The 15,024-nt window shown below is 51.0% G+C and carries 16 protein-coding genes and 1 pseudogene; 2 read left to right on the top strand and 15 right to left on the bottom strand.

Annotated features, from left to right (window positions below):
• A pseudogene (locus ABYP33_RS05035) lies at positions 1-668 on the bottom strand (SDR family oxidoreductase); the annotation flags it as partial.
• A gap of 251 nt (positions 669-919) precedes the next feature.
• Between ABYP33_RS05035 and ABYP33_RS05030 the strand changes: the two are divergent.
• On the top strand, positions 920-2,110 hold the full coding sequence (locus tag ABYP33_RS05030) for an acyl-CoA dehydrogenase family protein (RefSeq protein ID WP_373089034.1): 1,191 nt from the start codon (positions 920-922) through the stop codon (positions 2,108-2,110).
• Between the two features lie 57 nt (positions 2,111-2,167).
• Positions 2,168-3,307 (top strand): acyl-CoA dehydrogenase family protein, encoded by a 1,140-nt coding sequence (locus tag ABYP33_RS05025; RefSeq protein WP_373089032.1) that lies wholly within the window; start codon positions 2,168-2,170, stop codon positions 3,305-3,307.
• Between the two features lie 52 nt (positions 3,308-3,359).
• On the opposite strand, the gene gspN is transcribed toward ABYP33_RS05025, so the two are convergent.
• The 14 genes from gspN to ABYP33_RS04955 form a co-directional block, all read right to left on the bottom strand.
• Complete coding sequence (gene gspN / locus ABYP33_RS05020) at positions 3,360-4,082, bottom strand: type II secretion system protein N (protein WP_373089030.1); 723 nt, start codon at positions 4,080-4,082, stop codon at positions 3,360-3,362.
• The gene (gene gspM / locus ABYP33_RS05015; protein WP_373089028.1) at positions 4,079-4,558 is read right to left on the bottom strand and encodes a type II secretion system protein GspM; all 480 of its coding nucleotides are present in this window, start codon (positions 4,556-4,558) and stop codon (positions 4,079-4,081) included. The genes gspN and gspM overlap by 4 nt, the downstream gene beginning before the upstream one ends.
• Complete coding sequence (gene gspL / locus ABYP33_RS05010; protein WP_373089026.1) at positions 4,555-5,748, bottom strand: type II secretion system protein GspL; 1,194 nt, start codon at positions 5,746-5,748, stop codon at positions 4,555-4,557. The genes gspM and gspL overlap by 4 nt, the downstream gene beginning before the upstream one ends.
• Positions 5,745-6,734, bottom strand: a complete 990-nt coding sequence (gene gspK, locus ABYP33_RS05005; RefSeq protein ID WP_373089024.1) for a type II secretion system minor pseudopilin GspK — start codon at positions 6,732-6,734, stop codon at positions 5,745-5,747. Before gspK ends, gspL begins: the two co-directional genes overlap by 4 nt.
• Positions 6,731-7,348 carry a type II secretion system minor pseudopilin GspJ gene (gene gspJ / locus ABYP33_RS05000; protein ID WP_373089022.1) on the bottom strand — a complete coding sequence of 206 codons (618 nt, stop codon included), beginning with the start codon at positions 7,346-7,348 and terminating at the stop codon, positions 6,731-6,733. The genes gspK and gspJ overlap by 4 nt, the downstream gene beginning before the upstream one ends.
• A complete protein-coding gene (gene gspI, locus ABYP33_RS04995) occupies positions 7,345-7,710 on the bottom strand; it encodes a type II secretion system minor pseudopilin GspI (protein WP_373089020.1) in 366 nt (121 codons plus the stop codon). Before gspI ends, gspJ begins: the two co-directional genes overlap by 4 nt.
• On the bottom strand, positions 7,707-8,219 hold the full coding sequence (gene gspH / locus ABYP33_RS04990; RefSeq protein WP_373089018.1) for a type II secretion system minor pseudopilin GspH: 513 nt from the start codon (positions 8,217-8,219) through the stop codon (positions 7,707-7,709). The genes gspI and gspH overlap by 4 nt, the downstream gene beginning before the upstream one ends.
• Positions 8,194-8,646, bottom strand: a complete 453-nt coding sequence (gene gspG, locus ABYP33_RS04985; RefSeq protein WP_373089016.1) for a type II secretion system major pseudopilin GspG — start codon at positions 8,644-8,646, stop codon at positions 8,194-8,196. Before gspG ends, gspH begins: the two co-directional genes overlap by 26 nt.
• A gap of 12 nt (positions 8,647-8,658) precedes the next feature.
• Positions 8,659-9,879: a type II secretion system inner membrane protein GspF gene (gene gspF / locus ABYP33_RS04980; RefSeq protein WP_373089014.1), complete on the bottom strand. Its 1,221-nt coding sequence runs from the start codon at positions 9,877-9,879 to the stop codon at positions 8,659-8,661.
• Positions 9,866-11,350 carry a type II secretion system ATPase GspE gene (gene gspE / locus ABYP33_RS04975; protein ID WP_373089012.1) on the bottom strand — a complete coding sequence of 495 codons (1,485 nt, stop codon included), beginning with the start codon at positions 11,348-11,350 and terminating at the stop codon, positions 9,866-9,868. Before gspE ends, gspF begins: the two co-directional genes overlap by 14 nt.
• A gap of 1 nt (position 11,351) precedes the next feature.
• Positions 11,352-13,517 carry a type II secretion system secretin GspD gene (gspD, locus tag ABYP33_RS04970; protein WP_373089010.1) on the bottom strand — a complete coding sequence of 722 codons (2,166 nt, stop codon included), beginning with the start codon at positions 13,515-13,517 and terminating at the stop codon, positions 11,352-11,354.
• A complete protein-coding gene (gene gspC / locus ABYP33_RS04965) occupies positions 13,514-14,386 on the bottom strand; it encodes a type II secretion system protein GspC (RefSeq protein WP_373089008.1) in 873 nt (290 codons plus the stop codon). Before gspC ends, gspD begins: the two co-directional genes overlap by 4 nt.
• A gap of 146 nt (positions 14,387-14,532) precedes the next feature.
• On the bottom strand, positions 14,533-14,703 hold the full coding sequence (locus tag ABYP33_RS04960; protein WP_373089006.1) for a DUF3012 domain-containing protein: 171 nt from the start codon (positions 14,701-14,703) through the stop codon (positions 14,533-14,535).
• A 99-nt stretch (positions 14,704-14,802) separates the two neighbouring features.
• Entirely contained in the window at positions 14,803-14,982 is a 180-nt protein-coding gene (locus ABYP33_RS04955; RefSeq protein ID WP_040802670.1) for a rubredoxin, read from the bottom strand.
• Between the last annotated feature and the right edge of the window lie 42 nt (positions 14,983-15,024).

Here is a 15,024-nt window from a genome sequence, read left to right as displayed (position 1 = left end):
ATGACAGCCATCTTCGGACACCAACCGGCAACCGTCTCAGGCCCTTTGGTGCCACTTAGGAAGGTGATGCGGCTAAGCAAATCAAATTCGGCGTCTTCCGGAAAACTAAAGCCCTGCTCCATATCGGTATTAATATCACCAAGGCAAACACAATTGGCACGCACCCCGCGTTTGGCGTATTCGATGGCAACACTTCGAGTCAGCGCTAGCGCCCCGCCCTTACTTGCGCTGCAAGCTGCGCCCAATGACAAGGCCTGCAACGATGCCGTAGACGCCGCATTGACGATATTGCCCTGGATTTAAAGCCATTCAGGTAAGGCGGCCTTACACAGCATAAACGTGCCGGTTAAATTGACTGCAATAATCTACGACTACATTGCAAAACTGGCCTCATGGCAATGTGAAAACCTTAAAATACCTGCCATATTGACGACAACACCAAGCTTACTGTAATACGCCACACAAGCGGCCACGGTTGCTTCCGCTGCGCCAAGCGCACTCACATCAAAACACTCAGCGACCGCCGTGCCGCCCGCGGCATTGATCTCTTGAACTAAACTCGCCAAATCGTCCTGTTGGATATCGGTGCAGTAGAGCTTATCGCCTTCTGCGGCAAGCCTGACTGCACAAGTTCGACCGATAATAGAGCCGGCACCGGTAATTAACACCACTTTAGTGGTGAATCTCGTCACACTGACTCCTATTGTTATTTTTAAAATATATCTAGAAATTCAATCGATATCACTTAACGGCCGATATGCCTCAATTTCAGTAAAGCAAACTTGCCAGCAACACCGCGGCGACCAGTGACCCCATTTGCCAATGAGATGACGTGTTTCGTTCTTGTCTTAATTTCTTTGTCGACTAAGCTGGCCGCTACCGTAATAATTTTGCCATTGATACATTTGAGACCATCACCATGAGCGATCTCGACGACTTCCGCGCCAGTGTCAAAGCCTGGCTGCAGAACAACTGCCCAGTATCACAGCGCCAGCCCATTACCAGAGAAGAGCAAGTTTGGAGCGGACGCAATATGCGCTTTCCGAATGCCGACGCCAAACTATGGTTCGAGCGGATGCGCGACAAAGGGTGGACGGTGCCAGAATGGCCCTACGAATTAGGCGGCGGCGGCTTAAATGAGCGCGAGGCGAAAATACTGAAGGAAGAAATGAAAGCCCTTGGCTGTCGTACACCACTGTATGACCTCGGCATATGGATGCTCGGCCCCGCCGTATTGGAATACGGCAGCGATGATCAACGTCGCCAACATATACCCAAAATCGCCCGTGGTGAGGTGCGCTGGTGCCAAGGCTACTCCGAACCCAGTGCCGGCTCCGATCTTGCTAGCCTGCAAACCCGCGCCGAAGACTGTGGTGACCACTTTTTAGTAAACGGCAGTAAAATTTGGACAACCAACGCCGATAAAGCGGACTGGATATTTTGCTTAGTACGTACTGACCCCGACGCTAAAAAACAGGAAGGCATCAGCTTTTTATTGATCGACATGGATCAGCCCGGCGTCACGGCAAAGCCCATTCCGCTGATTAGCGGCGACTCTGAATTTTGCCAAACATTTTTTGACAATGTCAAAGTCCCTAAAAGTAATCTTATCGGCGAGTTAAATAAAGGCTGGTCAGTCGCCAAGTCTCTGCTCAAACACGAGCGCAAGCTTATGGCCGAGATTGGCGGCGACACCCCAGGGCCAAGCTTTTCGCCAGTACAAGCGGCCTTAAAGTACGTTGGCTTAGATGCAGAAGGAAAGCTTAAAGATCGTGGCCTGCGCGAGCAATTGGTCGCCCATGAGATGCGCTTCCGGGCACTTGGGCTCACTCATTTCCGCAGTTTTGAAGAACGTATGCACGGCAATACCGATAACAGTATTCCCTTGATTATGAAGTATGTAGGCACAGAAGAAACCAAGCGCAAGGAAGAGGTCTTAATGGCACTTCTGGGCAATCGCGCCCTCGGCTGGGACGATCCGGAGTTTAGCGATGACGAGCTACTCAGCAACCGAGGCTGGCTATTTTCAAAAGCCCTCTCGATCGCCGGTGGCACCTCTGAAGTGCAATTAAATATTATCGCCAAGCGTGTATTGGAACTGCCAGTATGAATAGCCGCAACCAATTCTCGGTAACTATGCTTGTCGCAAACGCTAAGGAGACCCGCAATGCCACTCGTACTCAATGAAGAGCAGCGCTTGCTGAAAGATACCGCCAAAGATTTTTTAAATAAAACCGTGCCCGTTGAGGCGCTGCGACAACTTCGCGACAGCAAAGATGCGCTGGGCTATAAACCAGAACATTGGCAGAAAATGTCTGAACTGGGTTGGGCAAGCATGGTCATCCCCGAAGCCTATGACGGCTTAGATTTCAGTTTTTTAGGCTTAGGTGCCGTACTTGAAGAGAGTGGCCGCACACTTGCCGCGTCGCCCCTTTTTGCCAGTGTCGTGCTTGGTGCGTCTGCCATTATTATTGGTGGCACCGAGCCCCAAAAGGAGACACTATTACCGCAAATTGCGAGTGGCAATTTGCGATTTGCCCTCGCGCTTGACGAAAGTGCTCACCACAGCCCTGACGACATTAACTGTACCGCAACAGCAACCGACAACGGCTATAAGCTTAATGGCAGCAAGACCTTTGTTCTGGATGGCCACAGCGCCGACCAGCTCATTGTTGTCGCCCGTAGTCAGCCCCAAAGCGCCGGTCGAGATGGCCTGAGCTTGTTCATTGTCGATGTAAACACCGCGGGCATTGAACGTAAACGCCACTACATGCTCGACAGCCGCAGTGCAGCGAGCATCCTATTTAATGATGTGCATATCTCGGGTGAAGCGCTACTTGGCGATGCAGACCAAGGCTGGTCACTACTCGATAATGTTTTGGATCGCGGTCGTATTTGCCTCGCGGCAGAAATGCTCGGCGGCGCCCTAGAATGTTTTGAACGCACGGTTAGCTATCTCAAAGAGCGAGATCAATTTGGCGTTAAAATTGGTACGTTCCAAGCCCTACAGCATCGCGCCGCGATTATGTTCACCGAGTTGGAATTAGCAAAATCTGTCGTGTTAGACGGTTTGTCGGCTATTGACGACCATAGAACTGACCTCGCACAACTAGCCAGTTTAGCCAAGGCACGCTTGAACGATGTATTTGAATTAGTGACAAATGAAGCCGTGCAAATGCATGGTGGCATCGGTGTTACCGACGAGCTGGATATCGGTTTATTCCTAAAGCGTTCCAGAGTCGCGAATCAAATCTTTGGTAATAGCAGCTTCCATCGCGACCGCTACGCCAGCCTCTGTGGCTATTAGCAAGTACCGCCCCTGCGCTAACGGGCCAGGGGCTTTAAAGCCTAATAGGAATTTAAAAGCGCAACACAAAGTCGGCATTATCGCGTGGCGCCCCCAAAAACAGGGTTAAACTTTTAAACAGCTCACTACCAGGCGCTGGCGACAGCGTAAGATTACCGCTCACCCGCCCACTATTCATCAACTGCAACTGACCACGCACACGGTTCGGATTATTCTCATCCACAAGTACTGTTAGCAAGCCATTTACACAGCTCAACTCAGCAGACACTGGCGCGATAGTACTGATACCGTCAATATCACCAAGCAATGAGGCCAAGGTAAGCGTCCCTGCAATCGAACTGCAGCCAGTGTTGCTCAGTCTGGCCGACGCCAACACCACATCGACGCCACCGTCAAAACCCATGCTCGGTAGCTGGGCAATACCCATCAATTCAGCAATTTTGCCATGCGCATCAACATCGCGGAGCTTAAGGGTATCTCCTGCCGCCAAGCCCAGTAGCGCAGTCACCTTCACCGGGCTAGCAATACTAATCGCCAATGGTACGCCACGAAACAGTCCCACTGGACTAAAGCGCCACTGCAATTGACTGGCATGAACATCACCGAATTGCACATGCTCAATCTGCCCCCGCCACGCACGGCCAGTGACCGTTCCGACTTTAAGCTCAGGCACTTGTTTGGCTAAAATGTCCGTCACCAACCACGCTGGGCTCGTCATCAACAAACACACTAAAAAGAAGACCGTACCGCAAACAACCCACAGGGAACGCCTCATCCCTCGGCCCCAACTGATGCCCGCAAAGACACACTGCCAGGCACATCTAATAAACTCATATTGACTGAATACAATGTCATACCCGCAGTAGATAGAGCTTCAATTAACTGCACTGCGCTAGTGTAATCGGTGCTGGCCACCCATAGACTGTAGCGCCCAGCCGACTGCGGCTCAATACGGTTAACATTGACGCCCAGTGCCGCTGCCGCGCGGGTTATTTGTTGCTGCGGCGAGCCCGATAGCGCACTCGCTGAGCCATTGCCATGCGCCGCTTGTAATTGCTTTGCCGCTTGCTGCATCCAAAGATAGGAACTACGACGCTGTTCGACGCGAGTTTGGGCATTATCGCGGGCCGCTAACAATGGCTGCCACAATAGCAGCCATATCATTAAGGGCACCGCCACCGCGGCCCCAGCGATTAGCGTAAAGCGCTCTTGCTCAGTGCGGCCCTCAAGCAGCTGGTTTAACCATTTCATTGCGCGTCACCCCGTATGCTTATCTGTCCCGTTATGCCGCCATCTTGCTGGCCGAAAGCGCCCCTCTCCACATTGACGCCCTGTGCCTTCAGCGTCGCCAGCCATTGATCTATTACTTCATAGGAGGCCGCGTTCAGGATTAATTTCATCACCGCAGGGTCGTTCTCATAATTTAGCTGTGCAAGCGTAATACCCGGCTTGGCCTTAGTCGCCGCCGCTACTTTTTCAAGCCAAGGCATCATCAAACCTTTGCCCCCCGCTTGTTCCAGCGCATTGAGCTGGCTGCGCATCTGACTGCGGGCATTCACCACCCGACTCCCCGGGAAGGTTTGCTGATATACCGCGACCATTGCCTGATCAAGCGCATCGGCCTCACGGTTATCCCGATACGTCTGCAGGCCTAAACTCATCCAATGCAAACCCAAAAGGGCCAGAAGCAAGATAAGCGGCCACCGCAAACGAGCAATCACCTCACCGCTTTCGTCTTTTAGTAAATACGGGCCACTTAGCAAGGACAGTGGCCAAGCTTGAAAACCGATTGCGAAGGCACGCAGCCTATTTTCACATTGTTCTATAACATGCTCACCCGCACCAAATCGGCTTTCCTCGCAGTCGCCAATGCAATACACCTGCACGGGCGTCGCGCTGATTTCAGGTCCGACAATTTGCTGCCACACCGCAAAGTTTTCGCTGCGCATACCCATAGGCTGAGCATGAATATTCGCCGCCACCTGGGTATTGTCGATAACAACCGTATTCGGAGGTAACACTGCGTAATCAGGTAACAACGCTTTAATACGCAAACCGCTTTCTCGCAAAAGGTCTAAACTGACTTTTACCACACTGTGATCGGCCACCAGCACATCCGTAGGCTGTTTTGCCTGCAATACACCGACCGCAAGATGAACAGCGTCTAAATCAGCGCAGAGTTTATCTTCAAGTTGATAGGGCAATGCCGCCATACCAACCCGACCACCCTTGGGCAATACCACGCGATGGGCACTGACCGCCGCGCCTGGTAAAAGTGCGTAGCACGGTACCGCAGCGCAAGATTCCGCCAGCGTGCCGAGTTCACGACCATTGGCCAACACCCCCTCGGCAATCACCTTGTGATGCTCATTGTCCCAATGCAGCCAGGACACAGGTGCCTCTGCATCAAGGGGTAGATCTAGTAACAACAGCGCGCTCAAAAAACTTCTCCATACTCACGGGCATAGACAACCGCCTTGCCATTTCGTAACACGATTCGACTATATAAATGCAGCTGACGCTGTTCGTAAAAAACATCGCTCAGCCCTTTAAAATAGTGCGAGCTGACACCCAAACCCTGAATATAAACAGTTGGCAATGGCTCTTCCGCCGAAAGCCCTAATTCAGCAATAAAGCTAGCCACATCGGGCCAACCATTTTCCGGACGACGCTCTAAAATCGCAAGTACTTCAGCAACGCTGAGTACATTACCAATCGCCGCAGCAAGTAATGGGGCCTGAGCCGGGCTAAGGGTATTGATATTTAATACGGTATTGACCTCGGGCAAAGCGCAGAGGTATGACGCCAGTCGCGACTGCTCACCCTCTTCAAACTCGGCAAAAAGGCCGAGCTCACTGACCGAGTCTATCAAACTATTTGGCGGCAGATAGGGATAATCTTTGGCGGTGTAAAGCAGGTCTTCAGCACCGTAGATACCTTCTGGGGAAAAGTCCTCGTCAATCCAATCTTGGCTGCGCTCCATAATAAATTCAGCGCGCTGCGGAGGAAACTCAAGATTGCTTAACAAACCACTAAACACCTGCTCTGCAGTTGTTAACTCCGCGCTATCACCCGTCGTCGATTCAGGCTTATACAGTGAATTAATATTAAAACAGGCCTGCTCATCGGTAATTAAGCCGGCAATAGAGCCGCCGTCAATGGGAAAAACAATGTCCTTGCGCGCCCAATCTTGACCTAAATGCACCACAGACTCGCCAGCAATATCCTCAAGGGCAAATACTGCAATACGCTCCCCGCCCAATGAATACCAATACGCCTGATCCATAATTCGCTGATTTAATAAACGCTGGCTGCTATAGCGCACACCATCAACAAGCCCTACCGCCAGCACCACCATTACGGCAACAATCAACAAGACCATCATCAGCGCTGCGCCGCGCTGGCGCACGAGCCTGGAAGACTTCACTGAATCGCCTCCGGCAACAAGACATTCAATCGAATATCGTCCCACACCCCAACGGCCATCAACATTCGCAGCGCCTTGGGTTGGCTGGCATTTATTTGGGTACTTGGTGGCCAAAAAGTTGACCAGCGTTCACCATCATATAATTCAACAACAAACTGACTCACATCAGTCAATAAAACTTGACGCTGCCAATGGGTATTACTCGCAGGATCGGCAACCCCCGCGCTGTAACGAATTAGCGCTTCGTCTTCTTTTACATAGCGAACCCGCTCTAACTTGCTGCCCAAACCTCGCCCCGGTAAAACCCGGCGACCAGCATGTACAAACTCCAATTCGCTGTCTTCACCGATCTGCGCCGCAATAATATTTGCAGGCATTACGTCGCCCTGTGAATCTCTCGGAATACGCGGGGTAAGCTGCTCTACGTCGCGGCGAAATATTGTCAACGCCAGTGCGAGGCGCTCAAGATTCTGCTGACGCTGTTCAATAACAGCCTGATTATTGAGCGAGCTATTCAGCAAGAGCGAAGCTGCGGTGCCAATTAGAGCCATAATGCCGACCGCAATCAGTAACTCAACGAGGGTAAAGCCCCGCACGTCATTATACGTTTTCATTTATTAAGGAATGCCGAACGCGTGGCCAACACATCAGTAGCTTTTTGCAGTGTCACTGTTATGTCCACGCGACGAATATCTGGGTGTGGCGTTTGCTCAACACTGCGCTGCCACGTAAAGTCAAAACCTGCCATGGATTCTTTGCCACTATTATTCGTTCCATAGCCATCGCGAAGAATATCAATTAAAATATTGTGGGCCACCAAATCGGCAAACTGCCGCTCTTCAATCGCGCTAATACTGCGCGCGCTCTCCGTGAGACTTTTGGTCAGCGTCACCGCAGCTGTCGCAAAGATCATCAGCGCAACCATAATTTCCAATAAGGTGAACCCACGCTGATGGCATTGGCGCTTAGCCCTCATGGTCCATCTACCGTAAGCTGTTCGTCAAAACTAAGTGACTCTGCGCCAGCCGTCGATAGCCGCCACTCAAAGGGCGAGACTTGGCCGTCTGACAAAAACAACAACTGGGGGTTCACCTCTTGTTCCGCTTCCTCATTATCCAGTCGCACTTTTTCGTGTATAACTTCACCGTCAACGAGAAGCTCGGTTTGAACATCATCTGCCAAGACGATATTTTTCGCTAACACACCCTGCGCAATTTTTTGCCAGCCATCAGCAGTTAATACGTAAAAACTGCCGCGCTGACGTTGCCATTGCAAACCCAAACTATGACCGCTAAAAACGGCCTCGGCGCGCGCACTACGCAAACTACCAATCAGTTTAAAGCGCTGTTCTTGCAATAAAGCGCTGCCGTCTTTAGACGGCAGCGTCAATGCTGCGACACCACTGAGCAGACCGATAATAAAAACAACGACCATTAATTCTAGCAGTGAAAAGCCGGACTCATTCCTGCCAGTTGACGATATCACGTGCAAGCCCTTCTCCACCTTCTTCCCCATCAGAACCGGTAGAGTACAAATCGAAAGGTCCGTGTTCACCCGGCTGGATATACACATAAGGTGTTCCCCACGGATCTTCTGGCAGACGCTTTATATAGCCATTACTGCGATAATTTTTGGGTTGATTGCCCGTCTCTGGCCGAGTAATCAGCGCCTGCAAACCCTGGTTGGTAGTGGGGTAAACATGGTTATCAAGCTTGTACATATCCAGTGCTTGCTCAAGTACCGAGATATCGGCACGGGCCTTCTCGACCATGGCCCGATCTTGGTTTTGTAAGACATTCGGGGCAACCACGGCAACTAGCAGGCCCATAATAACGATGACAACCATGATTTCGAGAAGGGTAAAACCCGACTGGCGGCGAGCTACCCAAGGCGACTCTTCTATCTCAAACATATCCACAAACTCCTAAAACTGAGTCAAATTATTTAACTGTAATATCGGCAGCATAATCGCCAGTACAATGGATAAAACCACCCCGCCCAACACCACTATCAGTAGTGGCTCAAATAGGCTAACAAACATCTGCACCCGCTGCTGCAACTCTCTTTCAAGGTTGCTTGCCGCACGCTGTGTCATGGCTTCCATCTCACCGCTGGCCTCACCACTGGCAATCATATAAATCGCAAGCGGGGGTAGCTCAGCCTCGTCCTGAAGGCAGCGGCTAAAGCTTTTGCCTTCGCGCACTTGCTCCCGCACCAGCGCCATGCTTTGCTTTAAATGGGTATTACCCAAGGTATCGCAAGCGACTTTGAGGGTCTCCAAAAACGGCACACCAGACGACATCAATATCGCGAGGGTTCGCAACATCCTCGCGGCATCCAGCTCCAGCATCAGCAGCCCCCACAAAGGCAGTTTCAAAATAGCCTTGTCAGCTTGTAAGCGATGCTCCGGCGAGTTCAGCCACCAACGGCCAAGTACCGCTACCGTAATAGCGCCTAAAACAATGTACAGCCAATTCGCAATTAAACCGTCACTCAAGGTAATGAGCACGCGAGTTAGCGTCGGCAAGGCTTGATCATAGTGAGCAAATTGGGCAGTGACCTTGGGCACCACAAACGTCATTAAGGCGCCAACCACCGCTAAGGCAACAAACATTAGCACCACAGGATAAAGAGCGGCCTGCACAATAACACCACGTAGTTTTTGACTGTCTTCGGTATAATCCGCTAACTGATCCAATATTAGCCCCAGGTCGCCGGATTTTTCTCCGGAACTCACTAAAGCGCGGAACACCGGATTAAATACCCGAGGATGTTCGTTCAAGCCATCGGCGAGTGAATGCCCTTCTAACACCCGCGCCCGCAAATCAAGCACAACTCGCTTCAGATAAGGCTTACGCGTATGTTTGGCGGTTGCCGCCAACGCTTCCTCTAGGGGAATACCAGACTGAATCAAGGTCGCCAAATGCCGTACAAACAAGGCCAAATCAGCAATACTAACCCGCGCACCAGCAAAGCTGCGCCGCGCATTATCGGCGCGAGTCTTGTCACGAGTTTGCTTTAGTTCGATGGGAAAAAGCTGCTGATCACGCAGCATCTGCCGCGCCTGACGACTGGAATCGGCCTCAATCATGCCTTTTTTATTGGCACCAGCGCTGTCTAGGGCACGGTATTCAAAGGCCGGCATTGCTGATCTCGCGTACGCTGCGCAATAATTCGTCAAGGCTAGTTTGGCCGTCTAACACAAGGCGCCGCCCCTCACCCATCAAGGACGGCATATGATCGCCAAGCTGACGCAGAATATCTTGCTCACCTGCACGGTTGTGAATTAATTCTGCAACCTCGCGGTCAATCACCAGCAACTCGTACACACCCTGCCTACCGCGATAGCCAGTATGCTGACACTCATCACAACCCGCCGCGTTAAAGGCGCCCTGACCCTCTAGTTTTGGGTCGCCCAACAACCGCGCTTCAGTCTTGTCTAAGGCAATGGGATGACGGCAAGTTTGGCAGAGTTTTCTGACGAGACGCTGAGCTAATACGCCTTTCAAACTCGAGGCGATCAAATACGGTTCAACGCCAATATCAACCAAGCGCGTCACCGCGCCAACAGCGGTATTAGTGTGCAAAGTCGACAGCACCAAGTGTCCAGTCAAAGAGGCTTGCACTGCAATCTCTGCAGTTTCCTGGTCGCGAATTTCGCCCAGCATCACCACGTCTGGGTCTTGACGCAATATCGCCCGCAAACCTCGCGCGAAGGTCATGCCGACCTTGGCGTGCACCTGGGTTTGGCCGATGCCTTCAATATCGTATTCCACCGGATCTTCGACGGTGAGAATATTTCGGCGCCGATCGTTGAGGGCCATTAAACCCGCATACAAGGTCGTCGTTTTACCCGAGCCAGTGGGGCCGGTGACCAAAATAATTCCGTTAGGCTGTTGCAAAAGATCTTTAAGGGTGTCCAAGGTACGCGACGGCATACCCAGTTGCTCTAGATCGATACGCGCTGCTTGCTTGTCGAGCAATCGCATTACCACTCGCTCACCGTAATTCGAGGGAATGGTCGATACCCGCACATCAACAGCACGGCCAGCTATGCGCAAAGAAACACGGCCATCTTGCGGTACCCGCTTTTCGGCAATATCAAGTCGCGACATAACCTTAATCCGCGACACCAACAATGGTGCCAAACGGCGGCTTGGTGTTAAAACTTCCTGCAAAATACCGTCAACGCGCAATCGCACCGACATCGTTTTTTCATAGGTTTCAATATGAATATCAGAGGCATCACGTTTTAATGCTTCACCGAATAAGGCGTTGATTAAACGAATAACCGGCGCGTCGTCTTGCGCATCAAGTAAGTCTTGAGACTCAGGAATCTCTTCGGCGAGGCGGTCGAGATCCACCTCACTGGAAATATCATCCATTGCCGACATTGCGTCGCCCTGCTGGCGCTGGAAGGTCTCATTAATTTTATCCTGTAACACTTTTTCTTCACAGAGCGTAAATACTAAAGGCTGGGGAATAACCCGCTGCACTTCGGCAAGCGCCGACGGCGGCGTTTGCTTGCAACACAGCAGCATTAATTCACCGCTGGCATTCTCTTCAATGAGAACGCGGTTACTGCGGGCAAAGGCATACGTTAGGGTTTGCGACATATCAGTGTGAAGCCTCGTTCACACTTACTAGATCGGCCTTGCTACAATCGCCCTCAGCTTCACAATCGGCGCGCAATTCAGGCCCAGTTGTCTTATCGTCATTCGCCTGAGACTCACTGGGAACCTCGCTACGCTTATTTGATGACGGTTGAATTTGACGTTTTTCAACGGCGTCTTCGGCTGGCGACATTGGCGGCGGCACCGGCTTATGAGGCAATATATTTGGTGGCGATGCATCCATACCAGTCCATTCAGGCAACACAGCGAGATCGGTAAATGGGAATAAGTTTATGCCCTGCTCCGCCTTCACTAATTGTTCGGCGCGAATAAAGTTGTACTTGCGTGCACTTAAATCCGACAAAGTAGCTTGATCACGGACAATGGTGGGACGAATAAATACCATCAAATTACGCTTAACCTTGCTGGTGCTGTCCGAACGAAATAAGCGGCCAAGAAATGGAATATCACCGAGCAAGGGCACTTTTGCAGTCTGCTCCGTCACTTGATCATCAATTAAACCGCCAAGCACAATGGTCGTGCCATCATTCACCAAGACAGAGGTTTTAATGGTGCGCTTATTGGTAATGACGTCAGCGGCGTTGGTTGATGGGCTTAATGAAGAAACTTCCTGCTCAATATTCAGCTGCACTGCATCGCCTTCATTGATCTGAGGCGTAAACAAAAGCTTGATACCCACTTCTTGACGACTAATCGTCTGAAAGGGGTTGGTATTGGTGGAGCTTGCCGTTGAACCGGTAATGACCGGAATTTCTTGGCCAACCAAAATCGACGCTTCTTCGTTATCCAAGGTCAATAGGCTTGGCGTAGACAGGATATTCGATTCTGAGTCGCTCGCTAACGCAGTTAACAAGGTAGCAAAACTAAAGGCGCCATCGCGCAGTTTACCCAGACCAATCGCCGCGCCGCGTACTCCGCTCGCGGCCGCTGCCGCCGCCTCTTCACCGGCGAGTAAACTAATAATGCCGGGGGTACTGCTGCTACCCGACGCGCCACCGCCAAAGTTAATGCCACCGGCCGGCTGATTGCCGCCAGTTTCGCCCTTAAACAACCATTGCACACCCAGTTCTTTAGCGCGATTGTCTGAGACTTCGATAATAATCGCCTCAACCAAAACCTGGGCTCGGCGAATATCGAGGTCGCGAATAACCGAGAGCAAATCCGTAATAATATGAGGGCTGCCCGACAGCACAATAGAATTGGTTTGTTCGTGGGCTTCTATATTAATCAATGACGACGAATCGCCCGCGGCAGCTGGCCGACCAGCAGCCTGGTCGCCTTTTACAATAGTATCACTAATGCTTTTAAGCACTGGCGCTAAATCGACCGCTTTCGCGTACTTGAGGTATTGCACACGAATATTAGACTGGCTGCTCACTTCACTGTCGAGATCAGCCACCAAACGTCGCAAATAGCTCCGCGTTTCATCATCGCCAAACAAAATCAAGGTATTCGTGCGAGGGTCCGCTGCGACAACCGGCTTTGAGGCACCGCGTTTACGGGTTTGTTGCGACAGAACCTTAGTAAGAATACGCTCGACTTCTTCGGCCGAGGAATTTTTTAAGACCACAGTTTCCATTAATTGCGAATCAACCGAGTTGATGGAATTAATAATCGACATCAAACGCCGCACATTAGATTCGCGGTCAGTAATCAGGATAATATTGGAGTCGGCGTAGCTTGTGATAACACCAACTTTATTATCGACCAGCGGCCGTAGTGACTTAACCAGCTCATCAGCATCGGCATTTTGCAGCTGTGCGATACGGGTAATAATAGATTCGCTGCGGCCCGTTGCATTACGGCCAAGCTGGACCTCTATGCCCTCAATTTTTGCTGCTTGGTTGGGAATAACCTTGAGTATTCCGTCACCCACCTCAACGGCAGAATAGCCTTCGACACCCAGCTGTAACAAAAATATTTGGTAAAGTTCATCGGCATCGAGCTTACGATGGCTCTGCACCGTAATTTTACCTTTCACCCGACTATCAACCACAATGGTTTTACCAGTGAGCTTGGCGACGGTGTCGATAAATTCGCCAATATCAACATTTTGCATATCCAGCTCAAAGCGCTCGGCCAAGGCCGTACCAGACACAGTTAAAAATAGACAAAATGTGATGCTTAACTTCAGTAGCAAGGATTTCATAGATCAAATCTTTTGGTAAGTATGGTATCTGCGCGTTTAATCAGCAGCTCGTAGGAGCTGGTGTTTTCCATCATTTTCATTAATTCTTGGGTTGACATATCGGAGAGCGGCTGGCCATTAACGGACAGCAACACGTCGCCAGGCTCCAGTGATAGCTGCGAGAATAGGCGTGTATCCCGCCCCGGTTTTACTTCATAACCTGTAAGTCTGCCGCCATCCATGACCGGATTCACAGAAAAAAAACGCACTAACTGCAATGGACTGTTTTGCACCGTGTCGCGGGGGTCACCCACTAATTCGCGAATACCTGCAGTGCTTAAATCGACATTTTCCGCATTGTTTGGACGGCTGTTCGTCGAGGCGGCCCGCAAACCGGCCGCACCAGCTTTCTGATCTAGCTCGATTTTTTCCTGTTTACGATTGTTCTCAATAATTATGTGGTCGGCCAATACCGCGAGTAAGGTAACGGTACCCGGCACTTCAATTTTCTCACCGATGCCATAGGCCTTCGTTTTATTACCGTGACGCAACACCGCAACGCCGCGCTCATCGTTACCCGCCACAAGGCCGATTACAGTAATTTTTAGAGCGCTACGCCGAATGTCTTTTTGAATTTCTGTCGCGGCCACCGCGTTACTCGGCCGCAGACCAAACAAAGGTACTGCCAGCAAACTTTGCACATCGTAATTTTTGGCGCTAGATTTGCTTATCGAGGTCGCGACCACTGGGCCGGCACTCGGTAGCTGCACGCCACGAAAAAGCGCAAGCACCTGCCAACACAAGCCCGCAAGAACAGCCAAAAGCAAAGCCGCTATTAGGGCAGTTAAGCAGCTAGCCAACCGAGGCGTGAGCATTTTCACCCATGTCATAGACTGCTCCACGTCTCAGTTTTCCCCCTGAAAGAAGGTTAGGCGCCGAATAGTAGCCGAATAATATGACATTTTTCTTACATCATCCTGTGTAATATGCGACACCCGAAACAGGCGCGTGCCCGACTTGCACTGCAGATCTAGGCCTATTTAAACACGCAGTGCTTAGCGTAATCTTTGGCCTCATTGCCAGACCAATCACCCTTGGGCTTGTTTTCCATGGCTGTACACCACGCATCACTACCAACTTCCGGCGCGCAGGCTGCGACTACAGCCACCGACAGGAGCAAAGTAACCACTGTTATTATTCTCTTCATGAGATCTTCCTAGCAGCACAAATATTCACAGAGTGTAACAGAGGGCGACACCCACAGGCACGACCCCCGGCTCAATTACGCTTAAAAAATAGCGATAGCTCAAACCTCAACCATATCAAAGTCGAATTTGCTAATACCGCAGTCTGGGCACTCCCAGTCTTCTGGCACATCGGCCCAAGCCGTTCCGGCGGCAATGCCGTCGTCAGGCCAGCCCTCAGCCTCATCGTATACAAACCCACAAATCACACATTCCCATTTTTTAAACTCGCTCACAAACATCTCCTCTTTCGGCTTAAGCGCCTAGCGATAGTAATATAGTTA

It is taken from the genome of Zhongshania sp., from assembly GCF_041584495.1.
Taxonomy (GTDB): domain Bacteria; phylum Pseudomonadota; class Gammaproteobacteria; order Pseudomonadales; family Spongiibacteraceae; genus Spongiibacter.
The sequence above is the reverse complement of the archived record's forward strand: the minus strand, read 5'-3'. Positions and strand labels throughout refer to the sequence as shown.

What these genes read in the sequence shown, in the direction of transcription:
- ABYP33_RS04955 (WP_040802670.1), bottom strand. Translation starts at nt 14,982, where the DNA reads ATGTTTGTGAGCGAGTTTAAAAAATGGGAATGTGTGATTTGTGGGTTT.
- ABYP33_RS04960 (WP_373089006.1), bottom strand. Translation starts at nt 14,703, where the DNA reads ATGAAGAGAATAATAACAGTGGTTACTTTGCTCCTGTCGGTGGCTGTA.
- gspG (WP_373089016.1), bottom strand. Translation starts at nt 8,646, where the DNA reads ATGTTTGAGATAGAAGAGTCGCCTTGGGTAGCTCGCCGCCAGTCGGGT.
- gspI (WP_373089020.1), bottom strand. Translation starts at nt 7,710, where the DNA reads ATGAGGGCTAAGCGCCAATGCCATCAGCGTGGGTTCACCTTATTGGAA.
- gspE (WP_373089012.1), bottom strand. Translation starts at nt 11,350, where the DNA reads ATGTCGCAAACCCTAACGTATGCCTTTGCCCGCAGTAACCGCGTTCTC.
- ABYP33_RS05030 (WP_373089034.1), top strand. Translation starts at nt 920, where the DNA reads ATGAGCGATCTCGACGACTTCCGCGCCAGTGTCAAAGCCTGGCTGCAG.
- gspF (WP_373089014.1), bottom strand. Translation starts at nt 9,879, where the DNA reads ATGCCGGCCTTTGAATACCGTGCCCTAGACAGCGCTGGTGCCAATAAA.
- gspJ (WP_373089022.1), bottom strand. Translation starts at nt 7,348, where the DNA reads ATGAAAACGTATAATGACGTGCGGGGCTTTACCCTCGTTGAGTTACTG.
- gspC (WP_373089008.1), bottom strand. Translation starts at nt 14,386, where the DNA reads ATGACATGGGTGAAAATGCTCACGCCTCGGTTGGCTAGCTGCTTAACT.
- gspN (WP_373089030.1), bottom strand. Translation starts at nt 4,082, where the DNA reads ATGAGGCGTTCCCTGTGGGTTGTTTGCGGTACGGTCTTCTTTTTAGTG.
- gspM (WP_373089028.1), bottom strand. Translation starts at nt 4,558, where the DNA reads ATGAAATGGTTAAACCAGCTGCTTGAGGGCCGCACTGAGCAAGAGCGC.
- gspD (WP_373089010.1), bottom strand. Translation starts at nt 13,517, where the DNA reads ATGAAATCCTTGCTACTGAAGTTAAGCATCACATTTTGTCTATTTTTA.
- ABYP33_RS05025 (WP_373089032.1), top strand. Translation starts at nt 2,168, where the DNA reads ATGCCACTCGTACTCAATGAAGAGCAGCGCTTGCTGAAAGATACCGCC.